The sequence below is a fragment of the Psychrobacter sp. M9-54-1 genome, from assembly GCF_016613355.1.
GTDB classification, from domain to species: Bacteria; Pseudomonadota; Gammaproteobacteria; order Pseudomonadales; family Moraxellaceae; genus Psychrobacter; species Psychrobacter faecalis.
Genome location: NZ_JADGFW010000024.1, coordinates 1 through 24,779 on the forward strand (window position 1 = coordinate 1; position 24,779 = coordinate 24,779).

20 protein-coding genes are annotated in these 24,779 nt (G+C 45.1%); 6 read left to right on the forward strand and 14 right to left on the reverse strand.

All coding sequences use genetic code 11. The features are described from left to right. Nucleotides 1-35 precede the first annotated feature (35 nt). Nucleotides 36-1,088, reverse strand: coding sequence for a 23S rRNA (adenine(1618)-N(6))-methyltransferase RlmF (gene rlmF / locus IQ457_RS09605; RefSeq protein ID WP_200662986.1), 1,053 nt, complete (start codon nucleotides 1,086-1,088; stop codon nucleotides 36-38). Between the two features lie 241 nt (nucleotides 1,089-1,329). Here rlmF and IQ457_RS09610 point away from each other — a divergent pair, with 241 nt between their 5' ends. After that, nucleotides 1,330-2,136 (forward strand): crotonase/enoyl-CoA hydratase family protein, encoded by an 807-nt coding sequence (locus tag IQ457_RS09610; protein WP_200662987.1) that lies wholly within the window; start codon nucleotides 1,330-1,332, stop codon nucleotides 2,134-2,136. 33 nt (nucleotides 2,137-2,169) lie between these two features. Then, the gene (locus tag IQ457_RS09615) at nucleotides 2,170-3,333 is read left to right on the forward strand and encodes a PatB family C-S lyase (protein WP_200662988.1); all 1,164 of its coding nucleotides are present in this window, start codon (nucleotides 2,170-2,172) and stop codon (nucleotides 3,331-3,333) included. A 78-nt stretch (nucleotides 3,334-3,411) separates the two neighbouring features. Here IQ457_RS09615 and IQ457_RS09620 read toward each other — a convergent pair whose 3' ends face one another. The 3 genes from IQ457_RS09620 to IQ457_RS09630 form a co-directional block, all read right to left on the reverse strand. After that, on the reverse strand, nucleotides 3,412-4,980 hold the full coding sequence (locus IQ457_RS09620; RefSeq protein ID WP_200662989.1) for an FGGY-family carbohydrate kinase: 1,569 nt from the start codon (nucleotides 4,978-4,980) through the stop codon (nucleotides 3,412-3,414). A 165-nt stretch (nucleotides 4,981-5,145) separates the two neighbouring features. Beyond that, nucleotides 5,146-6,849, reverse strand: a complete 1,704-nt coding sequence (locus tag IQ457_RS09625; RefSeq protein ID WP_200662990.1) for a glycerol-3-phosphate dehydrogenase/oxidase — start codon at nucleotides 6,847-6,849, stop codon at nucleotides 5,146-5,148. Between the two features lie 24 nt (nucleotides 6,850-6,873). Continuing rightward, nucleotides 6,874-8,616 (reverse strand): FAD-binding oxidoreductase, encoded by a 1,743-nt coding sequence (locus tag IQ457_RS09630; protein ID WP_200662991.1) that lies wholly within the window; start codon nucleotides 8,614-8,616, stop codon nucleotides 6,874-6,876. Nucleotides 8,617-9,018: 402 nt separating this feature from the next. On the opposite strand from IQ457_RS09630, the gene guaA reads away from it, so the two are divergent. Both guaA and IQ457_RS09640 read left to right on the forward strand, forming a co-directional pair. Then, nucleotides 9,019-10,629 carry a glutamine-hydrolyzing GMP synthase gene (gene guaA, locus IQ457_RS09635; protein ID WP_191690874.1) on the forward strand — a complete coding sequence of 537 codons (1,611 nt, stop codon included), beginning with the start codon at nucleotides 9,019-9,021 and terminating at the stop codon, nucleotides 10,627-10,629. Nucleotides 10,630-10,677: 48 nt separating this feature from the next. Further along, nucleotides 10,678-11,664 carry a tetratricopeptide repeat protein gene (locus tag IQ457_RS09640; RefSeq protein WP_068405737.1) on the forward strand — a complete coding sequence of 329 codons (987 nt, stop codon included), beginning with the start codon at nucleotides 10,678-10,680 and terminating at the stop codon, nucleotides 11,662-11,664. A 75-nt stretch (nucleotides 11,665-11,739) separates the two neighbouring features. On the opposite strand, the gene IQ457_RS09645 is transcribed toward IQ457_RS09640, so the two are convergent. The 8 genes from IQ457_RS09645 to IQ457_RS09680 all read right to left on the reverse strand — a co-directional run bounded on the left by IQ457_RS09645 (nucleotide 11,740) and on the right by IQ457_RS09680 (nucleotide 19,644). Then, on the reverse strand, nucleotides 11,740-12,588 hold the full coding sequence (locus IQ457_RS09645; protein ID WP_200662992.1) for an HNH endonuclease: 849 nt from the start codon (nucleotides 12,586-12,588) through the stop codon (nucleotides 11,740-11,742). 192 nt (nucleotides 12,589-12,780) lie between these two features. After that, nucleotides 12,781-13,785, reverse strand: coding sequence for a YhdH/YhfP family quinone oxidoreductase (locus tag IQ457_RS09650; protein ID WP_200662993.1), 1,005 nt, complete (start codon nucleotides 13,783-13,785; stop codon nucleotides 12,781-12,783). A 55-nt stretch (nucleotides 13,786-13,840) separates the two neighbouring features. After that, on the reverse strand, nucleotides 13,841-14,821 hold the full coding sequence (locus IQ457_RS09655) for a zinc-binding dehydrogenase (protein WP_200662994.1): 981 nt from the start codon (nucleotides 14,819-14,821) through the stop codon (nucleotides 13,841-13,843). A 398-nt stretch (nucleotides 14,822-15,219) separates the two neighbouring features. Then, nucleotides 15,220-16,197 (reverse strand): zinc-binding dehydrogenase, encoded by a 978-nt coding sequence (locus IQ457_RS09660; RefSeq protein ID WP_200662995.1) that lies wholly within the window; start codon nucleotides 16,195-16,197, stop codon nucleotides 15,220-15,222. 159 nt (nucleotides 16,198-16,356) lie between these two features. Beyond that, on the reverse strand, nucleotides 16,357-16,983 hold the full coding sequence (locus IQ457_RS09665; RefSeq protein WP_200662996.1) for a GDYXXLXY domain-containing protein: 627 nt from the start codon (nucleotides 16,981-16,983) through the stop codon (nucleotides 16,357-16,359). Then, a complete protein-coding gene (locus tag IQ457_RS09670) occupies nucleotides 16,980-18,146 on the reverse strand; it encodes a DUF4401 domain-containing protein (RefSeq protein ID WP_200662997.1) in 1,167 nt (388 codons plus the stop codon). The genes IQ457_RS09665 and IQ457_RS09670 overlap by 4 nt, the downstream gene beginning before the upstream one ends. Continuing rightward, the gene (locus tag IQ457_RS09675; RefSeq protein ID WP_200662998.1) at nucleotides 18,139-19,239 is read right to left on the reverse strand and encodes a DUF2157 domain-containing protein; all 1,101 of its coding nucleotides are present in this window, start codon (nucleotides 19,237-19,239) and stop codon (nucleotides 18,139-18,141) included. The genes IQ457_RS09670 and IQ457_RS09675 overlap by 8 nt, the downstream gene beginning before the upstream one ends. A gap of 111 nt (nucleotides 19,240-19,350) precedes the next feature. Then, a complete protein-coding gene (locus IQ457_RS09680; RefSeq protein WP_264753696.1) occupies nucleotides 19,351-19,644 on the reverse strand; it encodes a DUF2798 domain-containing protein in 294 nt (97 codons plus the stop codon). Between the two features lie 224 nt (nucleotides 19,645-19,868). Between IQ457_RS09680 and IQ457_RS09685 the strand changes: the two genes are divergently transcribed. Further along, a complete protein-coding gene (locus tag IQ457_RS09685) occupies nucleotides 19,869-20,627 on the forward strand; it encodes an aspartate/glutamate racemase family protein (protein ID WP_200662999.1) in 759 nt (252 codons plus the stop codon). A 69-nt stretch (nucleotides 20,628-20,696) separates the two neighbouring features. On the opposite strand, the gene IQ457_RS09690 is transcribed toward IQ457_RS09685, so the two are convergent. Further along, nucleotides 20,697-22,277 carry an MATE family efflux transporter gene (locus IQ457_RS09690; protein ID WP_200663000.1) on the reverse strand — a complete coding sequence of 527 codons (1,581 nt, stop codon included), beginning with the start codon at nucleotides 22,275-22,277 and terminating at the stop codon, nucleotides 20,697-20,699. A gap of 263 nt (nucleotides 22,278-22,540) precedes the next feature. Here IQ457_RS09690 and IQ457_RS09695 point away from each other — a divergent pair, with 263 nt between their 5' ends. After that, nucleotides 22,541-23,494: an alpha/beta hydrolase gene (locus IQ457_RS09695; protein ID WP_200663001.1), complete on the forward strand. Its 954-nt coding sequence runs from the start codon at nucleotides 22,541-22,543 to the stop codon at nucleotides 23,492-23,494. Nucleotides 23,495-23,592: 98 nt separating this feature from the next. Here IQ457_RS09695 and IQ457_RS09700 read toward each other — a convergent pair whose 3' ends face one another. Next, nucleotides 23,593-24,636: an NAD(P)H-dependent flavin oxidoreductase gene (locus IQ457_RS09700; protein ID WP_200663002.1), complete on the reverse strand. Its 1,044-nt coding sequence runs from the start codon at nucleotides 24,634-24,636 to the stop codon at nucleotides 23,593-23,595. Nucleotides 24,637-24,779: the final 143 nt, after the last annotated feature.

Genomic DNA, 24,779 nt, shown 5'->3' on the forward strand with positions numbered 1-24,779 from the left:
TCTTTTTTTGAGCCCTTATCCCGAACTGGGGTTAATTACGCTTCGTCAATATTAAAGCGCCACGCTAGAACACGGGTGTTCTTTTGACCTTGGCTCATCTCGATGATGCGCATTTGGGCAACATCAAGCTGTTTTAATAACAGTTGTAATGGTTTCACGTTCTCTGACTTTGACACCAAGCTGGTAAACCAGCCAACGTGCTCGGCAAAATCTTGACTTTCTTTTATCATTTTGGTCAAAAAGGCAATTTCGCCGCCCTCACTCCACAACTCTTTATGCTGACCACCAAAGTTGAGATTTTGCGCAGCATTTCCAGCCTTGGTTGAATGGCGGCTGATTTGCTCGTTTTCATTCTTACCACGATGGCGTTGCAGATTATGCTGCTTGCGGGTATTGGCTTGCATCGCTTCTTCTAATGACGCATGAAACGGTGGGTTGCAAACGACCACATCGAAGTAATCTTGACGACCGATGATGTTTTTAAAAATAAACTTAGGCTCAGGCTGTAGTTTTACTTTAACGGCACTTTTTAGCTTTGGGTTGGCTTCGCAAATCAGCGCGGCGGTATTGACTGAAATAGGGTCAATGTCGCTCGCGGTAAAGCGCCAACCATAGCTTTGGCTACCGATAATTGGATAAATCGCACTGGCACCGGTACCAATATCGAGGGCATGGATTTCTTTACCCGTCGGCGGGGTGTTGTCAGCATTAACGTACGTGGTTTGCGCCAGTAAATCAGCAATATAATGGATATAGTCTGCGCGACCCGGTATCGGCGGGCAGAGATAGCCTTCTGGAATGTCCCAAAATTTCACACCGTAATAATGAGCGAGTAACGCCTGATTTAGGACGCGTACCGCTTCAGCGTCCGAGAAGTTAATGGTCGGCTCACCTTTCGGGTTAGTGATGGTGTGCTTAGCCAATTCAGGCAGGGCACGGGTCAATAGCGTAAAGTCATAGCGCCCTTGATGGGGATTGCGTGGATGTAGCTTGCCGAGCTTTTTGGCGGTCTCAGGTGAGCGGTTGCGATGAGTATTAGCATTTGCTCTACGGGCGTTTGATGTATTGGTGCTGGGCTTACTGGTCATAGTTTCGGACTGCGATGTTTGAATATAATCACCCAGTTTAGCAGATTTCGCGTCCCTCTATCTGTTTATCCATGGCTACTCATTTACCTATGGCGAATAAAATAGCAATCTGCCTGTGCGCGTATATCTATCCTTGCGTTATCGCCTGGGGGTGTCTATATTGAAACTAAGCCAAATGAGCATAAAGCGGCTATTTTATAAGCGCAGCAGATGACAATAATGCATTTAAAAGGATAAAAATATGACAACGGAAAGTAATAAACCCAGTACCGATAACCGCATCACCGATGAAACCGACGGCTATATCTGCCTAATCGGGCTCAATCGCGCCGATAAACGCAATGCCTTTGATAGCCATATGATTAAGCAATTATCCGAAGCACTGACGCGTTATGAAAACGACGAGAACTTACGTTGTGCGCTCATATTTGCCCATGGCGAGCACTTCACCGCCGGACTTGATTTGATGGAGTTGCAAGATAAGTGGGATAAAGGCGCGTTTGAGTTTAGTGATAATGAGATTGACCCATGGGGAATTGGCGGTAAATTACGCAGCAAACCTGTGGTCGTCGCGGTACAAGGAACCTGCTTTACCGCGGGCATTGAGCTTATGCTAAATAGTGACGTGGTTATCGCCAGTGATAACTGCAACTTTGCACAAATGGAAGTTCAGCGCGGTATCATGCCGTTTGGTGGCGCAACGGTACGTTTCGTCGCAGCAGCAGGTTGGCAAAAAGCCATGCCGTATTTGCTCACTGGTAAAGCCTTTGATGCACAAACTGCGGATAGTCTAAATTTGGTCAGCGAAGTAGTGGCAAATGGTACAGAATACGAACGAGCAATGACTATTGCTCAAGAGATTTGCCAAGCCGCACCGCTCGGCGTGCAAGGGCTGCTATCCTCAGCGCAAGATGCCAGTCGGAATGGCGCAAAAGCGGCGCTAGCGAATATTCATGGCTATCTGCCGCCTTTATTTTATTCAGAAGATGCGAAAGAGGGTGCGATGGCGATGGTTGAGAGAAGGGAAGCTGAGTTTAAGGGACGTTAGTTATTCAAAGGTTTTCCCCTTAGGAGAATAGTGGTGCAATACAACTTCGATGAGATAATTGATAGACGTAATACCGGTTCAGTTAAATGGCACTATAACGATGATACGATTCCGTTATGGGTGGCGGATATGGACTTTAAGACTGCCCAGCCTATCTTAAAGGCGATTGAGCAAGTCGCGCAGCATGGCATATTGGGCTATACCAGACCCACTGCGGCTTTGTATGAGTCGATTATTCAGTGGCATAGCAGTCGTTATGGCTTGCTACTCGATAAGCAGAATATCTTGTTTTCGCCGGGCGTTGTGCCAAGCCTCGCACTGATGATGAACGTCTTTACCGGAGCAGGCGATGCGGTACTGGTTAATGACCCTATTTATACACCTTTTATGACTAAGGTTGAGCAAAATGGTCGCGCGCTTGTGATGTCAGCGTTAAAAGAATTCGACGGTAAATATCAGTTAGATTTAGCTGGTATCGAAGCCAAGATAATCGAGCATAAGGTTAAGCTATATTTATTATGCAATCCGCACAATCCTGGCGGACGCGTGTGGACGACCGATGAGCTTGAGGCGCTGCTTGTGCTTTGCAAAAAACATGACGTGGCGGTTGTCAGCGATGAGATTCATCAAGATTTAACCTTGAGTGGTCATACCTTTACGCCTTTTTTAAAATTGGCAGAAGCGGCAGGTTACGCGCATAACGTCGTCAGTCTAACCTCAATGACCAAGACCTTTAATGTAGCGGGGATCAAAGGCTCGATGATCTTTGCTAAAGATAATTCATTAATCAAAAAAATAAGTCAGCAGCAGCAGTTAAATGATGAATATGAGCTCAATTTATTTGCTTATGAAGTAATGCGTAGCGCTTATGAAAATGGTGGAGGATGGCTAGAGCAGGCGCTGGCTTATATCGAAAACAATATTGAAATCACGCTAGAGTTTTTAGCAGGGCATCTGCCTGATATCAAGGTGATGCGCCCAGAAGCGTCGTATTTGATTTGGCTCGATTGTTCGGCTTACGGTGATGATGATCAGGCGCTTTATGACAAGCTGCGAGCCGCCAAAGTTGAGCTCAATGCAGGGATTAAATATGGCGCGGAGGGGCATCTGAAAATGCGCCTGAATGTGGCGTGTCCTAAATCGCTATTGATAGAGGGTTTAAATCGGGTTCATAGCGCTTTAAATAGGACTCCTTAAACAATAAGGACGGTTAACCAGTTACGAAAGTCAAAATGCCTAATCAATACTAAGGCTAGGCTGCGCAGACGTTTTATATTATCTGGCAGGATAACCAGTAATATCTTGTATGCTTTGATATAAAGGTTTTAAGCGCTCATACATTTTAAGATAAACCTCATTATAGAGGCGTTTGTAGAGTTGGATGTTGGCCTCAATAGGGATGAACTCATCGCCCAAATGAGTCATTGCCTCAGTTGCGGCTGCATGGTCAGGATAGACGCCGAGTCCGACTGCGCAGTTGATGGCAGCACCTAAGCCTGACGCTTCGTAAGTGTGCGGTCGATAAGCGGGCATACCAAAGATATCGGCAGTAAGCTGCATCGCTGAGTCACTTTGAGAGCCGCCGCCTGAGACACGCAGGTGCTTGATAGTTTTGCCTGTGCGCTTTTCAATGGTATCAAAGCCCAGTTTCAGCTCATAAGCCAGTCCTTCCAAGATAGCGCGGTAAACGTGCGCCCGCGTATGCACATCACCAAAACCAATGAGCGCACCTTTGCCCTCAAGTCCCGGATGACGGACGCCAGGTGACCAATACGGCTGCATCATCAGCCCCATACAACCGGCTGGAATATCTTTAACTGCTTGATCGAGGAGCTTTTCGGTATCGATGCCTTGCGTCTTTGCTAGCTGCTCTTCATAGTGGGCAAATTGTTCTTTAAACCAGCTGACCATCCAAAAGCCGCGATAAATCATGTACTCATGATTGTAGTAGTTTGGCGCGGCTGCGGTGTAGGCGGGCATGTGTTTAAGGATTTCGACGTAATTGCTCGACGTGGTATTGATAGTCGCAGTAGTACCAAAGCTTAAACAGGCAGTGTCAGCAGCGAGACCTGCCGACCCCAACGCTTCGCACGCTTTATCGCTAGCGGCAGCAATCATCGGCGTGCCTTCTAAAATCCCTGTGGCTTTAGCCGCTTTGGCGCTGATACGGCCAAGTGGCTGACCTGGCGCGACAATCTTAGGCATTTGCTCAGGTCGACAGCTAAAGAAGCGCCATTTAAAATCTTTAGGTTTTAGCCATGTTTGCGCTTTATAATCGTAAGGCAGATAGCCTAGGGCATGACCGTTGGAATCGGCTAATTCGCCTGTCAGCTGATAAGTAAGATACGCAGATAGATTGACGTAATGGGCGGTCTTTGCCCACATCTCTGGTTCATGGTATGCAAGCCAATTACAGCGGGCTTTTTGCTGCGCCTCTTGTACCAGTTCGCCCATGCCAATAATTTTGGTTAGTGGGTTTAAAAAACCGATATCGTTGTTTTCGCCGCGGCGCAAATCCATCCATACAATAGCTGGGCGCAGTGGCTGCTTATCTTTATCGAGGCAAATCATGGTATAGCGCTGGGTGGCGAGACTGACGCCTGCGATTTGCTCAGGGCTTATAGCGCTGGTGTGCCACAGTTGCTGACAAGCCTCGCTTAGCTTTTGCCAATAATAGTCGGCATGCTGCTCAGAAAAATTAGGCTCAGTAGAAAAATAAGGCTCGATAGGAACGCGCGCTTTAGCAATCTCAGTGCCAAATTGGTCAAAGATAAGTGCTCTGACACTTTGGGTGCCATTATCGATGGCTAAGAAATAAATAGGGTCATCAAAGGTAGTGGCCATAGTCGTCCTTAACTATGTAAAAATAGATAGATAGCGCAAAATAAAAACACACTATGATTATCGCTTACTACTGGTGTAATTTTTCCGCAGCCTCTGTCTGCGTAGGCACAGCAAGCAAAGAAAAATTATATCAGTAGCAATGACTATTAATATAATAGAAAAGCGCTAAGCCGCAGGTAAGTAGTAGTAGCGTTGCCATAGCTTTTGATAGAGCTGGGCTTCTTGCTGCCATTTTTGCTCATCCCAGCCGAGCTCTTGCTGACATATCTGCTTCAGTCTTGCGCTGATAAGTGGCGTCATTGCGCCATGCGGTAGGATTAAACCCAAGCGCGTACGCCGCAGTAATAAATCATCTAAATGCATGACTTGCTCATGGCGCGCGGCAAAACGGATCTCTGCCCAAATGGTATTGCTGTCGGTGACATAAGCCAAATCATCTTCATGCGCAAGCTCAAGTAAAGTATCAAGCTGGCGACCGTAAAACCCTTGTAAGCGTTGTTGTAGAGCTTTTGGTAAAGTAAAAAATTTAGGATTGGTTGGCGCGGTATTGCTAAAAACGTGATCATCATTTAAGGTTTGCTTTTGAATGACAGACTTATCAAGGGTGAGCACTTCTTGACACTTTTCAAGGACATCTAAAGCAATCAGGCGAAAGGTTGTTAGCTTGCCGCCGCTAACGGTGACGAGGTTATTGTCGAGCCACACGCTGTGGTCGCGCTTTTCTTTACTGGGGCTGACGCGTTTGCCATCCTCTCTAGCATTGCCTTCTGAGATCAGCGGACGCACGCCCGCCCAAGTACTAATGACATCTTCTCGGTTAAGCTTGGCATCATTAAACAGCTCGTTAGTCGCCGTTAATAAATAATCGACCTCTTCATTCGTGATGCCAACCTCGCTATCGTCCAAAGGGGGATGATCCAAATCAGTGGTGCCAAGCACGGTACGGTTTTCCCACGGAAAGACAAATACCGCTCTTTTATCTTCAGGATGCAAAAAGGTATAGGCTTGCTCGATTGGCAAGCGCTCTTTGCTCACGACCAAGTGACTGCCGCGTGACGGACGAATTTGCTTATGAAAACTTTGCTCAGTCTGTTTACTGGCTTGCATCCGTAAGGTATCCGCCCAAGCGCCTGTGGCACTGACCACCACTTTGGCGTAAATATTGTAACTTTGAGCATTGCTTTGAACATTGTTTTGAATATTATTTTGAGCATTGTCCTCAGAAGAAGTGTCTTTTAGTGTTGCGCCTACTACCAAGCCTTGTTCATTGGTAATCAACGTTTCGGCTTTTAGGTAATTAATCGCCTGCGCGCCGTCGTGAATCGCCTCAGCAAGGACGCGCATCACCAGCCGCGAGTCATCGGTCACCGCATCGCTAAATTGACTGGCACCCAAAAATTTGTCTTGTTTGATATTTGGGTTCAGGCTAAGAAAGGCATCTTTTTTAAAGTACTTAGAGTAGCGCTTGCCCGCCAGTCCATCGTAAACGCGTAATAAAATTTTAAATATCCATGGCGGCGGAAACTTGCCTTTATAATGCGGCATGATGTAGTGCATTTCATTCACAAGGCCGCTTGCTTCACTGAGCATACGCTCACGCTCGCGCACGCTCAGCAAGGTGGTTTTATAATCACCCGAGGCAATGTAGCGCAATCCGCCATGTACCATCTTGCTTGAACGGCTGGAGGTGCCCCAAGCAAAGTCTTTTTGTTCGATTAACAATACTGCTAAGCCGCGCCGTGCCGCTTCGCGCGCAATCCCAGCGCCAGTAATGCCGCCACCGATGATAAGCATGTCCCAAGGTTTTACTTGAGACGAGCCACAAGATAAAGGCGCTAATGCTTGTTGGCGTTGCTTGGTTTGAGTCATATCTCACTCTTCTTAATTGGTTTATTACTTCTCAAGCAATACACCTGGGTTCATACGCTGTTCAGGGTCTAGGCTTTTGAGCATATCATGGGTTACTTGCATGCCAAGCTTTCCTTTTTCGACGGCAAGATACGGCGCATGATCACGGCCAACGCCGTGTTGATGCGAGATGGTCGCTTTACCATGAGCAAGGCTAACACTGGCAGCATGTTTAATTTTTTGCCAGCGCTGTAAGGTAGTCGCATGGTCTTTTGCCGCGCGGAAAAAGTAGGTGGTATAAAGGCTCGCACCTTGCTTATAGACGTGTGAGATATGGGTAAAGGCCATGACCTCCTCATTTTCATCTGCCAAGGCGTTTTGTACCGCTTCTTGCATCTGCTGCATCTGCTCGTCGATATTATTCCAATTAGTAGCAGTTTCAAAGGTATCGACCATGATGCCTTTGTCCCATAAAGTGCCACGCAAATAAGGGAATTTAAAGCGCCCATGCGCCCAAACACTGCCCATGATATCAGTGATTTTACCCGTGACACTACCGTGCTGCTTTAACAGCTTATTAAACTGTGTCAGCGCCAATTTATTCTGCGCTTTATCGCCTGATACGCCGTAAGTGAGCATAACCTTATCTGAGCTTAGTCCACGGGCTTTTAGATAGGTGCTAATGGCTAAAAATTGGCTCGGTGACGTGCCTAAATGCAGATGCGCATCAGTTTCGACGGCATTACTGAGACGTAACATAGATAAGCGAACATTTTTTTGCACCGCTTGTCTAAGCACTTCTTTACCTGCTTCCCAATTAGGCAGGAAAGCCACTTTAAACAGTTCTTCCTCAGGCTGCGGTTGTACACGCATTTTGACTGTTGTAAAAATACCAGCACGACCCTCAGTGCCCATCATCATCTCACGCAAATCAGGTCCTGCTGATGACGCTGGAATATCGGCGATATTGAGCACACCTTGCGGAGTGACTAATGTACCACCGGCAAATATCTGCTCGATGCGTCCGTAGCCCAATGACTGCTGACCGCTAGAGCGCGCGGCAATCCAACCACCAAGCGTTGATAGCTCCCAAGACTGCGGATAATGTCCTAGGCGGTAACCGTGCGCGTCCAATTGCGCTTCGACAGCTGGCCCTTGTGTGCCCGCGCCAAAGGTTGCGATTTGGCTCTCAAAATCTAAGTCAAGCAGCTGATCCATCTTGCTCATGGCGATGGTAAGGACTGGACGTGAACCCTTTTGTGGGTTGATATGACCGACCACGGAGGTGCCGCCACCAAAAGGAATGACAATTAAGTCATGCTCATTGGCGAGCGTTAATAAAGTCTCGACATCAGCGGTCGATTCAGGAAAAGCGACTCCATCAGGAAATACTTCAAAGTCGCCGCCATGCATCGCTATCCAATCAGGGAAGCTTTGACCGCGCGCATGTCTGAGCCTCACTTCTTTATCAGTTGAGACGATATTAAGGTCGGTGAGCGCAGCAGGCAGGCGTGATTTTGGTACAGTTTTGAGTACCTGTTGTAAGCTCACAGAGGACAGTTTTTTGGTTTTACCGATATGTGATTTTATTAATTTTGCACCATGCGGCGAGACAGTTTTATTGATACTGACATTGCCCCAACCGTTCCAGCGCGTCTGCTCAATAGGCGTATTGGCAGTCGAATTAGTAGCCGTATTATTTTTTTGGATAGGTTCTAAATTATTATCAGTGTTTTTGGTAGCAGGAAAGTTGGTGGTTTTACGAATAAGAGATTTGATTATGCTCATAGGGACATACCTGTCGATTCGTTATCACGGTTTTATACTAAAGAATTCGGTTAAAGCTGATTCAGTTTTTCTACTCAGCATAGATGAATGATTAGGCTCAGGGTTATCGTAAAAATCATACGATATTAAGCGCTTATGCCAATCACCAATCCTAAAGCAAACATATTTATCGTTTGAGCATAGCACAATATAAACAAATATTTCATATAGACTCGTCTTTTGTATAATAAAAATTTATGACTTTTATTTAGTAGCGGCATTATTGGGGTTCGCGTTGGCGTATTATTCTTATCAAGGCGTAATATCTCGCAAAAATCGTCAATAATTCACCATCTAATAGCCATTAATAGGCGCAAACTTGTTAAAATAGGGCACTAATTTTTTCTTGATGGACATCGATTTATGACCACTGCCGCTGCTATCCCTACTATCAAAGAAGATCGTATTCTTATTCTTGATTTTGGCTCGCAATATAGCCAACTGATTGCTCGCCGTGTACGCGACTCTGGCGTTTTTTGTGAGATGTTCCCTTATGATATCGACACCCAGCGCATCACGGACTTTGGCGCAAAAGGTGTCATCCTATCGGGCGGCCCTGAGAGCGTGCATGCGGAAAATAGCCCGCGTATCAATGACGCCGTGTTTGAGCTTGGTGTGCCAGTATTGGGCATTTGCTACGGCATGCAGGCGATGGCGGATCGTTTCGGTGGTAAAGTTCATGCCAGTGATATCCATGAATTTGGCGCCGCGACGATTGAAGTTAATGGTCAGTCGCAGCTCACTGATGGTATTGAAGATAGCGTGACGGACAGCAACACCGCCAAGCTAGATGTGTGGATGAGTCATGGCGATAAGGTCATTGAAGCGCCACAAGGTTTCGATATTATCGCCAGTACGCCAAGCTGTCCGATTGCGATTATGGCCGATGATGCCAAACAGTACTATGGTCTACAGTTCCATCCTGAAGTGACGCATACCCTACAAGGTCAAGCGTTATTGGGTCGTTTTGTCCATCAGATTTGCGACTGCGCCGGCGATTGGACGCCTGACAATATTATCGATATGCGCGTGGCGCAGCTCAAAGAGCAAATCGGTGACAAACAAGTATTGCTCGGTTTATCCGGCGGTGTCGATAGCTCAGTGGTTGCCGCGCTATTGCATAAAGCCATTGGCGATCAGCTGACCTGTGTGTTCGTTGATAATGGTCTCTTGCGTTTGCACGAAGGAGATCAGGTGATGCAAGTGTTCGCTGAAAACATGGGTGTCAAAGTCATCCGTGTCGATGCCGAAGATTTATTCTTAAACGCCTTAGCAGGCGAGTCTGATCCCGAAGCCAAACGTAAAATCATCGGCAAAACCTTTATCGATGTGTTCGCCAATAGCGCCCGTGAAATCAGCGCGCAAAGCGATGGCAAAGTCATTGAGTTTCTGGCACAAGGGACGATTTACCCTGACGTTATCGAATCAGCAAAATCGCATCAAGGCAAAGCGCATGTCATTAAGAGCCATCATAACGTTGGCGGTCTGCCAGACGATTTGGCGTTTGAGTTGGTCGAGCCATTACGCGATTTGTTTAAAGATGAAGTGCGTAAACTTGGTATCACCCTTGGCCTACCAGAGAAAATGATCTATCGTCATCCGTTCCCAGGTCCGGGTTTGGGCGTGCGTATCCTTGGCGAAGTCAAAAAGGAATATGCCGATATCCTGCGCCTTGCCGATGCGATCTTTATGCAAGAGCTGGAGCGCTCTGGCTGGTACGACAAAACCGCGCAAGCATTTGCTGTATTCCAACCAATCAAATCTGTCGGTGTGGTCGGTGATGGTCGCCGCTATGCGTGGGTGATCGCGTTACGTGCCGTTGAGACCGTAGACTTTATGACGGCTCGCTTTGCGCATCTGCCGTATGATTTGATTGAAACGGTATCGAACCGCATCATGAATGAAATCGCGGAAGTATCTCGCGTGACTTATGATGTGTCGAGTAAGCCGCCGGCGACGATTGAGTGGGAATAATTATTCATATGCTATGATTGTAATATCAACGCAAAGGAGTGATGGACTATGAAACTGGTTCATGTGGGACAAAACGAGTGGATGTTTGAAGATGACGTTAGCGATAAGTTGGCTGACAATAGATCAAATGCGCTTGGCGCTGGTAGAGCGCTTAATCTTAAAATAAAAGCCTTTGTAGATGCCGAGGTAAAAAGAGGTCGTGATATCAACGATATTATGAATGAAGTCATGACCAAATTTCAGCATGAAATTGTGCAAGACTTTGATGAGCAGCCGCCAACCTCATTCCAAGTGATACAGATGACGCTGGAGAAAGAAGGTTATGAAGTGGCTCGTGATATTGCTCAGTTTTTAGTATTAGAGAATATGAATGACCCTGATGCTTACTTTAACTTAGCATTTTTGTGTGAGCAGCATGATGACAGCTTTTTAGCACTATTGAGTAGCCGCGAATGTATGCGCCTATACTTAGAGTATTTCCCCAAAAACTTTAATTGGCAAAAAAGTAAGCTGCCATGGGGCATCATGGAGAACCGTCCCTTTTTGCGAGCGCTGTTTCAGCTGGCAAATGTCTATGCTGACAATATGAGCTTTGATGAAGCCTGCGAGCAAGGAGAAAGGCTGCTACAAGTTTGCCCTAATGATAACCTAGGTATGCGTGAAGCGCTGATAGAATGGTACATGTTTACCGAAGAGTATCAGAAAATAATTCGAATTTGCGGCAACTATCCAGAGGATATGCTTGCAAATATCGCTTTCGGTAAGGTGCTGGCTTACTGTTATCAAGATAAATTAGATAAGGCTGAAAAAGAGTGGGATATCGCAAAAGATAACTTGCCTGAAGTGGCGCATGAAATTCTTAAAAAGCGTCATCCTAGACCACGCGGTATGGGTATCAATAGTTATGGTATCGAAATTGGTGGTAAAGAGCAGGCTTATCTCTACTGGCAAGATATGGGCGATTGGTGGGAAGAAAATACTACCGCTCAAACCCTGATTGAGAAAAAACGTGCTGAGAAAAAGAAGAAAAAATAATTTGATTTAGCGGCACTTCTCTTTAGTTAAAACACTCAACTTGGTTGGGTGTTTTTTGTTTTAAACATAAAAGTTTTACTCGATAAGTTTTGCTTCGATAGCAGCAACTTTGTTTATTAACTTATTATTAAATTCTAAATGGCCTAAAGAGTAGTGAGCTTTTCGATGACAGGTAGGACATAACGCAATAACGTTTTGAGTTAAGTCCGCACCACCATCTGCCAATCTAGTTAGATGATGAACTTCCAGATAAGGTCCAGATTTAGTTTCAAATGGCGCTGTCCCATTACATCCCTCGCATAAACCATTAGCTCTTTTTTTAGCATACAGCTTAATTGCTGTACTACGGTTTTGAATAGACTGAATTTTTTCTTGAGTGCTTGCGTGGATTGGTGTTGAACTTAAGGCAATCTCTCGTAATTGCTGTAATGACTTACCTTTACTAGGCTTAGTGATATAAACGGCTTTAGGGGCTTCAACTACTTTAGATGGCAGAGTTTGAGTTGTATCAATATTTTTAGTATTAACTATATCTAGATGAAAAACGATAGCGCCACGAAGCTCGCCATTTCTATCTGGCCGTTCTTCAATATGATGAAAAACGTAATTACAATACCCTAAAAACCGTACAAAGCCTCGTGATGTTGATTCGAAAAGTAGAATTTCTTTATTGTTTTTTTGATGGTCATGAATTGCCAAATTACCTTTGGTCATTCTCATGTCGCCTTCTTGGCCTTCACCCGTATATTTAAAGGTGCCGTTAGGGTCAAAATCATCAATATAGCCATATTCGCCGCCAGCATCGCCGGTAAAAATAAATATATATGGATGCTCGGCAGGCGTTGCTATGCCACCATATTGTTGCCCTTTATATATATTGTGTATATCAGAACGACGGTTATAGATTTTTCCTATTTCAAACACTATGGCTTCCTTATTTTCTTATTAAGCTAATAGAGTTTACTATAGTTGATAAGTGTTTTTATGGTTCTTGCATTAAATCGCAATTTTTGGAGTTTATAAAATTCTGTTATAAGATTTAAAAAAATAGCGGTGCTCTCCAAAGTGAAGAACACCGCCACTGCTTATAAAATTTAGCTGTTAACAATCTAAGCTTTAACCCCGCACATTCACCACATAACGCCCAACCGTCTGACTAGCCATAAAGCGATCTAAGTACTCAGGTGTTTGCTCAAGCGTAATCTCTTCGCAATAATTCTCTAAATTAGGCAACTTCATATCAGTACTGACGCGCTGCCAAATGGCTTTTTTATCAGCTAGGGGAATATAGACCGAATCGATACCGAGTAGGGACACCGCGCGGGTGATAAACGGCAATACCGTCATCGAAAACTCAGCACCGCCCGCCAAGCCGCAAGAGGTCACTGCGCCGCCCGCTTTGGTTTGCTTTAGTAGGTTTGCCAAATAGTCGCCGCCGATGGTGTCAATGGCGTTTGCCCATAGCTCACGACCGACAGGTCTATCGCCGATTTCATTGATACTATCGCGGTGACGGACTTCGCTTGCGCCAAGCGCTTTTAAATAGTCACTTTGCTCCGGCTTGCCAGAAAAGGCGATGACCTCATAGCCAAGCTGACTTAATATGGCGATACTTATACTACCGACACCGCCGGTTGCACCCGTGACCGCGACTGGACCGTCTTCAGGTTTTGCGCCCATTTTCTCTAACTTTTGCACACTTAATGCTGCGGTTAAGCCGCCCGTACCATATATCATGGCTTCTTTTAGCGTTAAAGAAGATGGGCATTCGACCGCCCAATCGGCAGGGATAGATATCATCTGACTGAGACCGCCATCGGTATCCATACCCAAATCATAACCAAAGACCACGACTTCTTGACCCTCGGAAAATGTGCCAGACTTATCACTGACCACCACGCCTGCAGCATCAATACCAGGAGTGTGTGGGTAGTTTTTGGTGATTCTTTTATTACCTGATGCTGACATGGCATCTTTGAAATTTAACGATGAGTAATGCACTTCGATTAATAAATCATTTTTAGGCAAGTCACTGACGTTACGCGTTTGAATGCTTTTATCGAACGTACCGTTGCTGGTTTCTTCGACGACTAAGGCTTTAAAGGTTTTGTTATTCGACATTGTCTGAATCCTTTTGTATTGCTCTTTTATTTGAGTGAATTTATAACGAAATATATTAAGGTTTTAACAATACTTTGCCTTTTTTGCCAGATTGTACCTTGCCAGATACCGCTTCTTTAATATTATCCAGCGTATAAATGCCACCTGTTGGTAGCTTTAATTTACCACTGGCGGCGCGCTCGATAAGCTCTTTTATCAAACGGCTTTTATTATCCGCATCCATCTTTTGCATCATCGCACCACCCCAAAACCCCTTGAGTGTCGCTTGCTTAAAGATAAGATGAGTCGGATTCAGCGCGAGCGGCTGACCAGACATCGCACCCACCGCTGCCATAATACCGCCATGACCGAGTAAGCTTAGTAAGTCGCCGCCAGATTGACCGCCGACAGAGTCGACTGCGCCGCTGATTTTTGCATCACCGATAATTTGACGAACTTGATCTTTCCAGTCGTCATCATCGCTCACGACGTTGTTTTCGGTGATACCAATCTCAGTCAGCTCGTTTGCTGACTCTTTACTACGCACGACGTTGATGGTATTGATGCCGCGCTCGGCAGCCAACATCGCAAGCGATTCACCGACTGCGCCATTGGCGGCGTTTTGAATGACCCATTGACCGGGTTCGATGTTTAAAAATTCAATCAACAGCAACGCACTCATCGGCATGGCAATTAACTGTGCGGCCATTTCATCATCGATGGCGTCTGGAATAGGGATAAGGCTTTTTGCCGGAGCGACAAAATATTCCGCCCATGTGCCTGTTACGCCAGACACGACGACGCGCTGACCTTGTTTAAAACATTTGACGTCTTTACCTAACGCATCAATCGTACCAACCGCCTCAGAGCCACCAGTGGCAGGTAATTGTGGTTTATTACCGTATTCGCCTTTTATGGTCACGATGTCGTGATTGTGAATAGAGGACAGAATAGTTTTGATACGGACTTCGTTATTTTTTGGTTCTGGGGTAGGGCTGTCGGTGATACTCAGTACTTCTGAAGGTTTGCCAAATTCGTTATAAGTTGCGCTACGCATGATGATTCCTTTTATTATTTTAATTGGTGGTGTTCTAAAAAGTATGCTGGCGATGAAAGCCAATAAGAAATCTATGCGAAGTTCTCTGATTCTATAGGGCTTTCAAGACTTCAAAAATTATTCAAATTTTAATCAGCATACTTTTTGACACACCACCCAATGTTTTAATTTTTAAGCCATGTTAGTAGATAATTGCCCATCAACCTTAACAAGCGGGTCTTGCGAGCTGCAACCTGACTTTGGTAAAGGAACGTTGTTGCTATTTATCAAGATATTGCGCGGTAGGCTATAAGAGATAGGTTAGAAAAAGCCGCCATAAGAAATGGCAGCGCTCTTAATAAAGAACGCTGCCATTGTCCATAAAACGAAGGTTAGCTAAATAATAAATGAATAATAATTCAAGGTTTTAGCAGTACCTTACCTTTTTTGCCTGACTGCAATTTGCCATCGACCGCTTTCACGATATCGGCCAAATCAAATACCGCTTCTACAGGCAGTTTTAATTGTCCGTCTACCGCTCTATCGATCAGCTCATTCACTAGGCGCTGCTTATTCTCCACGCTCATTTCTTGACTAAGTTTACTGCCCCAAAATCCTTTCATCACTGCTTGCTTGAAAATCATATGGGTAGGATTGATGACCATAGGTTTGCCCGACATCGCCCCAAAGGCGGCGAAGGTGCCACCATGACCGAGTAACGATAACAAATCGCCGCTATTTTCGCCGCCGACCGAATCGACCGCCGCACTGATTTTGTCATCACCGATGATCGCTTTGACTTGCTCTTTCCAGTCATCATCTGAGGTGTTGATATTGTTTTTGATACCGAGAGTATCTAACTCTTTTATGGCATCGTCACTTCTTACCAGATTAATGGTTTTGACGCCGCGCGCCGCTGCTAGCATGGCAAGCGACTTACCGACTGCACCGTTTGCCGCATTATGGATAACCCATTGACCGCTTTCTACTTCTAAGAATTCTAATAACATCAACGCACTGAGCGGCATAGCAATCAGCTGCGCGGCCATTTCATCTTCTAAACTATCAGGGATAGGAAATACCATATCCGCTGATGCGACAAAATACTCTGCCCACGTTGCTTGTACACTGGCAGCCGCCACGCGTTGCCCGACTTTTAAGTCTTTAACGTCGCTACCAACGGCGTCAATAATACCTAACGCTTCGCTACCACCGATAGCCGGCATTTCAGGTTTAAAGCCATACTGACCACGAATGGTAAGCAGATCATGGTTATGGATGGAGGCGAGAATGGTTTTGACGCGCACTTCATTAGCTTTTGGCTCGGGGATAGGACGGTCGCCGAGGCTTAATACTTCAGTTGGTTTGCCAAAATGATCATAAGTTGCACTACGCATAATAAATCCTTTTTTTAATTGTTACGTTTTTTTCAAATGTTTTTGACAAGCGAATAAATTTGTAGCCATCAACAGTAGCAAACCCAGCTTGCTTATCGCAATATTACTTTGGTAAAGCAAAGTAGTCAGCGTTAAGTGAGCAGCATTTAGTTGGTTTCATTAATCATTAGCAGTTTGTTCTGTGGTTATTTGTTCTGCATGTGCCTGCTCTGGACTAATAACCTTAAAATCGTCATCTACTAAATTGGTCAGTAGCGGCTCCCCTTTATCATTAATCCGAAATAGCCCATATTCTGCTGCCTCAAATGCTTCGCCATGACCTTCTTGGAAGAAAAAAGCATTGGTCGCAAGCTGCATTACGCCGTTACGGATACGGTAGTGAAGCGCCATCTCATTAGAGGCTAGATTTTTAGGCTGATTAGCCGCTAAGCGCTTAAACTGTCCGACATTATGTTGGTCTAAAGCGACAATGACATAGCCTTGTTCGTTATTAGGATAGCTACCGGGGTCTTTATTTAAGGCGGCAAATACGTCACGCTCTAGCGCATAGCTGAGGGTCATATAGTCGCCCTGCATAAAGCCGCGTGGATCAACGGGTGCAAGCGCTAATAAAACCGTATCGCCAGTCGTCAGATGGGCTTCATATTTAATAATATTCCTCGTCATCACCACCAATACCAGCGCCAATCCAAGAAGGGCAATAATAATCGTGACTGCCGGTTTTTGTAGCCAATGGGTCTTTGATGTGGCTTTAAGCAAGCGCTTGGTCAAAATTTTATCATTCATGACAGCCGCTCCTGATGATCGTTAGCGCTTGATTTTATCTGCGCAAAATAGTTTTTGATAAGCAGCCAGCGCAGCAGCAGTAGTGCGTTACCGATGACCAGCATAGAGGCAGACTTGACCAATAAAGACGTATCGAGCTGATAGTAATACCAAAAGATATAACCGACCAAGGCAATAACGCTTAACCCTAACAACACGCGTTGGCTATTAGCAGTAGCAATGATAATAATCAAACTGGTGGCCAATAAGCCTGAGACATAAATAGACATGATCCCAAGTAATACAATCGCAGCGCTAATGAGTAGTCCTGCTGCTGATAATAATTTGATGTGATAGCGCTTTAAAATGAGATAAGCGGCATAAAGGCTGGCAAGCGTTAATAGCCCTTGAGCTAAGTAGTAGTTATAGCTAAAGGACTCACCGTAATTATTGAGGCTATTGCCATATTCCGCAGCGATAAAATAGACGGAAATGCTGAGCAAGACATAGGCGCTCGTATAGCCAATAGCACTCATGATTTCTAACGCATTCATTCGCCATTTTCTCGGGATAAATACAGCGAGTGTATAACGCTGTAAATGAGTCACGCTGGTTATCAAAGCCAATAATCCTAAGCTGACTTCGGATAAGTGATAGTAATTTAACAGGTAAAGTAGGCAGACTAAAGCCAAGGTTGCGCTCAATAAACGATAAACAAAATTGGGAATGACAACCGTCATCAATAGTTGCACAAGGAGCAATAGCATTATATTGAGTGGCTCTGTAATCTCACTCGCTAGTAAAGCATAGGCGATATAACCTTGACCTGCTAGCGTAACTGCAAAAGCTAAGCTATTCCAAAAAGAACTATGGCGCAAGCGGGCGTTATAAAATAGAAACCCGCCAATGCCGCTTAATATGCCGCCAATAATAAATAGCGCTAGCGTACTATCCAGCAAACCGGTGTTGTCTAAAATTAAGGTCAAAAACCCGATAAAAAATAAACTGGCAAATACGCCACTAAAACCAAAAAGCAAACTGATAAACCACGGGCTAGGCGCTACAGCTGCATTATTTAAAAGCTTATCATTGACGTTTTGTGCGTCGATGAATCCCTGCTGTTGTAATAGCAAAATCTCGGGCTGTTGCTTGTTATGGTTGATATTATTCAGCTCATTATTCATCACTGTCTCCCTTAACAATAGAAGAGGTAGTGTCATCATTGTTGATATAAGCAACTTTGCGCAGCCACACAACTGCCGCAGAGCTCATGCCAACAAGTAGCAAGGCTAATAGCAGAAATCCACCCCCCTCAAAATCATCTAACAGCCATTTGCCGACCCAAAACATCACCATAATAATGATAGAAAACGACAAATAGGTCAGCATCAGTAAATCAAGACGGCGCTGATAAAACTGCCAAAGCATAAAGCCGCACCAGCCTAACCATACTATGGTAGCGATAAGCGTCGCCCAGATATTGCCATTATCAAAGACCGTGACAATCGCCAGATACGTCATAAAAAACGTGCTTAATAAACCGACGACATAAGTGCTCCAATGCAAGCTGGAATTGGTTTGAGCGCTGTTTATTTGAGCAGTGGATTTTTTAACGTTAATGCGATGAAACAGATAGGGAATAGAAGAGGAAGTTTTATTATCGAAACCAATCAACCAACTATAAAAGGCAATAAAATTAAATAGCGCAAGAACGGCTACTTGAGAGATGTTTTGCAGGCTATATTTAATAAATTGTAGATTTGCGACATCTAAATAGAGTAGCAAAAATGCATTGATTAAGCCTAACCACAGCAGCCAGAGCGCAGGGAAACGGGCGATAACTACCCAAGGTGTAATCAGTATCGCCCAAGCAAAGAAAAGCTGCCACGTATCAGCGCCTGTTTGATAGACCTGCCCAAATAGCGCCAATAAGCTGCCGGTAATAATACTAGCGATAAGTAATAATAACTGCCGAATCAGTTGAAATTGTCGCCTAAAAGACAGTGCTACATAAAGCGCGATGGTAATCACCAGCGCCCCTTCAACCAAGGCGAATTTGCCTATTTTGCCCAAGTTTTGCCAGTTATAAGCGATAAAAAACACTAGGGATAAGACCAGTGCTACCGCGCCAATAATTAGCAGCGCCTTATCAAAAAAGTCTAGCCACCTGCGTTTACTCGGATAGACTTCTAGATGCGTTGCTGCTGCCTCGGCATTTTTAAGAGAGAGGATATCTTGCTGCAGTAACTGCTCAATAGTACGCCGTGCGTGGCTCATAGTCGCCTCTGATTAAAAACGGTTTTTAGCCTATCTTAGCTGTTTTTACGCTGGCATAATGTACTAAAGTTTATAAATTACTAAATTTTATGATTTATTAACTTTTATGTTTTAATAAAACTCAATCCTACTCAGCAGGTGCTCTTGGATTAAATAGGCGCAAATATAGGCGCTCGGCCAAGCGACCATAAAGGCATATTTCCACGAATTAAACAGCGTGATAAAAAAGCCTTCGACAAATCCTACATTGATCAGTAGCAGGGCCGTCGAGATAATCGTCGACATCATCAGCGCCATTAAAAAGGTGAAAATCAGCCGATAGTATTTGCGCCGCGTGCGTATTCTGACGGTCGGGAAGTTTGCCATAATGTTCTGTTGTCCTGCTTGATGAGAGCCACGTTTCACTGCTGCTGTAAACGTGATATTTTGCGATGAGAGAGGGTGATATAAAGCATTGCTCATGCTTAGCGGCGACTATGATAACGCGTGATGACGGCGAGGTAAAATGGTTATTATCAATCATCAAGTTCGCCTTATTATATTGTTATCATTCAGTTTTAGTAATTTGTCGCTGTTCATGCTGATGAAGTAAACTTAGCACTATCCAAAACAACTCTATAATGATAAAAATGTCTGCCAATCCAAGTAATTTAGCGCAGAACGTAGAAAAACATTTATCCAAAAACTCATGTAAACAAAGGACGCTTGGCATCATCGGCGGCATGAGTTGGGAGAGTACCGAAAGCTATTATCGACTGATAAATGAGGGTATCAAAGCTAGACTTGGCAATTTGCATTCAGCAAATTTTCTGATTCATAGCGTGGACTTTGCACCGATTGAAGCGCTACAAGCACAAGGCGCAAGGGATGAAATGGGTAAAGTATTGGCCAATAGCGGCAAACGTCTGCAAGCGGCTGGCGCGCAAGGTTTGCTTATCGCGACTAATACCATGCATAAAGTCGTCGATGACGTTCAAGCCGCTACCAACTTACCGATTATTCATATTGCTGATGTCACCGCTGCGGCGATTAAGCAGCAAGGGCTAACCAAAGTTGCGCTACTTGGCACGCAGTTCACCATGACAGAGGATTTTTATAAGCAGCGTTTGATAGATGCAGGTTTGCAAGTGTTGATACCAGAGACAGGCGCACGGGCAGAGGTACATCGCATTATTTATGAGGAGCTGTGTCAAGGTCAGCTACTTGATAGCTCACGCCAGTATTATCAGCAAGTGACTGAAAATTTAGCAGATAAAGGCGCAAAGGGCGTCATTTTGGGCTGTACCGAAATTGGACTGCTGATTCAGCAAGCAGACAGCCCCATTCCCGTATTTGATACCACTGCAATTCATGCAGCAGCAGCAGTGGATTTTTTATTAAGTTCTTGATTTTAAGGTTAATGATTTTAAAATAGTTAATTTTAAAACGGTTGAACTTAAACCCATTGCATTGACTACCTATAAACCGCGCGAGGAACGTTTATGTTTTCTTCTCATACGGTGTTTTTGCAGGCGTTTTTGTAGTCGACGACGCAGCCTTGTAATACGGCGTAAAGGCGAGAGCTTCCACACAGTAGTCGGTAAAATATCACGAAACGAGGCACTGGTACCGGTTTGGGCGCGAAACTCCTCCGATCTTTGCGCCGCTTCTTCGGCGGGCATGTTTTTACCTTTGCGCCAGCCGCCGTATAGATATAATCCCGCGCCCATCAACGCCGTTGCTACCATGCCAGCTGGAAACGATAGCCAAAGCGCATCGGCTCCAAGGAGTGGATAAAGCCCGAACGCAAAGCCAAGGCGCACAGGATACATCGAAATCACCATGACGATAAGCGGCCAAACCACATAACCGTTGGCACGCATGGTGCCAAAGAAAACTTGCGCAATGCCAAAAAAGATAAAGCCCCATGTCGCCATCAACTGAATATGGCGCCCAATCGGCACGGCGGCGCTGTCACTACCAAGGAATAGCTCCAAAATAGTCTCATCAAAAATGCTTAGTACCCCAATCATAGCGCCTGTTAGGATAACGTTAAAGATAAGTCCCCAGCGCGTGATGCCAGCAACACGGTCCCATTGATTGGCACCGATATTTTGTGCGACCATTGCACTGGCTGCAGCACTGAGCGCCATTGCTGGCATTTGCACATAGGTCCAAAGTTGCTGCGTTGCGCTATAAGCGGCCGTTGTTTGTACGCCCTCGCGGTTAATGAGCGACAGCATTGTGAGCGCTGCTGATGAGATAACAATCATCTGCAGCCCCATCGGCAGACCCTTTGAAAACATCGACTTTAGGATATCTCGGTCTACGCGTAAAAAACGCAGCTCGGGCAGCTTAAGTGTCAGCACAGAACCGCGCAAATACATAGTGACAATCATGCCAATCAGCGCCAGCGCGTTGGCGACAGCAGTTGCAAAAGCCGAACCAAAGATACCCCATTCAGGAAAGGGGCCGATACCCAAAATCAGCACCGGCGTCAAAATCAGGTCGATAATCACCGAAATAATGATAAACCAAAGCGGCGTGGTAGAGTCGCCCGTTCCGCGTAGTGCCATCATGATCAGCGTAAAAGTTAAAGTGACAGGCATCGCTACAAAAATCATCCGCAGATAGGTCAGCGCAAGCTCTACCGCACTTGCTGGCGTACCGAGCAGGTTAAGCAGCAGTGGAGCAAATAGCCAGCCGATTGCCGACACCAATATACTGATTGGAATAATACTACCCAGCGCGGTACCCATGGTTCTTTTCACCATGGTGTCGTTACGGCGTCCCATAGCTTGACCAATCAAAATAGTCGCCGCCATACCAAAACCGAAAACGAAGGAGATGAGGATAAACATCAAGATGTTGCCGTTTGCCGTCGCAGCCAGCGCTTCTTCCCCTAAAAACCGCCCTACCCAGACGGCATTAATCGAGCCATTCAGAGATTGCAAGGCTGATGAGCCAAGGGTTGGCAGAGCGAAAAGCAGCATGGTTTTGGCAATCGACCCTTGGGTGAGGTCACGGCTTTTAGCAGTGGAGGTAGTTGTTTTACTCAATGTTTATCCTTTTTCGCCATCCAAGTTTGCTGTATTTTATGACATAAAAACCCTTATTATAGATGACCTTGCCTATAGCATCTTGGTTAGACTGGTAACGTTTTTTTATATAATGTATTGATAGGTGATAGTAGTATTAAAATTAATCAATGATAAATAGTGATAAGTTGTTGACCCAGTAAGCTAGTTATTAATACTCTTATGCTAAGATTGCGATTTTAACTTTTTTATCTCTATCTACCAACTATAACAAGGATGTTTCGATGCTCTTAAAACGCCTGTGCCTTGCCGCGGTTTTTAGTCTTTCTATGGTCGGTTGTACCACCGCGCCCAATCAATTAGCGGCCAATACCACGCAAAAGATTATCCAATATGAGCGTAACAAGTCTGATTTAGAAATCAAAGCGCTGACATTGGCCTCTGGCGATAAGATGGTCTATGCCGAAAACGGCAATGTCGCTGGCGAGCCGTTATTACTCATTCATGGCTTTGGCGGTAATAAGGACAACTTTACCCGTATCGCGCGTCAGTTAGAAGGTTATCATCTCATCATTCCTGATTTGCTTGGTTTTGGTGAGTCGAGCAAACCGTTGAGCGCTGATTATCGCTCGGAGGCGCAAGCGACGCGCTTACATGAGTTACTGCAAGCCAAAGGGTTGGCGTCAAACATTCATGTCGGCGGCAACTCGATGGGCGGCGCTATCAGCGTAGCTTATGCGGCAAAATATCCCAAAGAGGTTAAAAGTCTATGGCTCGTCGATAGCGCAGGTTTTTGGTCAGCTGGCATTCCTAAATCATTAGAAGGCGCAACATTAGAGAATAATCCGCTGTTGATTAATAGCAATGAAGATTTTTATAAAATGTATGATTTTGTCATGCATAAGCCGCCATATTTGCCAAAATCGGTCAAAGCGGTGTTTGCCCAAGAACGTATCAAAAATAAAGAGCTGGACGCCAAAATCCTCGAGCAAATCGTCACCGATAATGTCGAAGAGCGCGCCAAAATTATCGCCCAATATAAAATCCCAACGCTCGTCGTTTGGGGTGATAAAGATCAGATCATCAAACCTGAAACGGTCAATCTCATAAAAAAAATCATCCCGCAAGCGCAGGTGATTATGATGCCAGATATTGGTCATGTACCGATGATCGAGGCGGTGGAACAAACGGCAGACGATTACAAAGCGTTTAGAAGTATAGTAGACGCACAGCGTTAGGGATTGGTTAAAAGTATTTATTTTAAAATAAAAAAGAAACACCAGAGCCTCTGGTGTTTCTTTTATTGTCTATAAGATTTTAATGAAGTCGTTTAAGATTATAAATCTTTGACAAGTCGCTCGAGCAATTCAAGCGTACTTTCTTGTCTGACCAACGCGACCCCTTGTCCTGCCCATAAAGACTGATGTTCAGCATTGAGGTTATTTTTTGCATGAGCACGTAAGTTTTTGGTCATGGCATTTAATTGTGGGTAAGGCGGTAACTCATGCGCGCTCTCAAATTGACCAAAATCGCGCAAATAGTCATTTAACAATCCGCGTGCATGCTTACCTGAAAACAGCCGCGTTAATCGCGTCTCCGAACTGCGCTTACCCAGACTGGCATCAAGTAGCGCTTGTTTATACGTATCATTAATAGCGCATGTATCGGTGGTCAAAAAAGCCGTGCCTATTTGCGCCAGCTCAGCGCCAGCCGTTTGCACCGCTTTAATCGCTTGCCCTGTCATAATACCGCCCGCTGCAATCAAAGGAATATCGGTGCAAACACGCGTTTGACTAATCAGCGTCAATAAACCCAATGGATCGTTTGCGCTTTGTGGCAACCAACCACCGCGATGACCGCCAGCTTCTGAGCCCTGAATACAGACCGCATCGACACCAATATCTGCCCATGCTTTCGCTTCCAACGGATGATTGGCAGTACCGATGACGCGTGTGCCCAAATCCTTTAAGCCCTGCACCTGCTCGGCGCTGATAATACCAAAGGTGAAGCTAGCGACAGGCACTGGATTGTCATACAGCACTTGTAGCTGCTCAGAAAAATTAAATGCGGGACGTTCAGGTAACGCCATGTCTATGTTGTTTTTTTTATAATACTCGTTTAACCAAGCAGGCATTTTGCTATCTAAGGTAGTAGAATCGTGCTCAGATAACACCATTAGATTGATCATAAAAGGGCGGTCGGTGAGCGATCTAAGGATATTAATGTGCTCATTTAAAACCGTTGGCGCCGTCGTTCCGCCTCCCAATGACCCCAGTCCACCAAAGTTACTTACTGTCGCTGCCAGCTCAGGCGTCGTCGCCCCTGCCATCGGTGCTTGTACGATAGGGTAGGTTAAATCAAAGGTATTTAGTAAGGTCATGACGGGCGTCCTTGTTATTTTATGAGAAAATTTGCATGACTTACTTTAGCAAAGCTGAACGGCGTGCGTGTTAGATAATGTGTATTTAGTTATGCAATAAAAGTAGTGGATTTCTATTATGAAACCAATGTTTTTTAAGATTA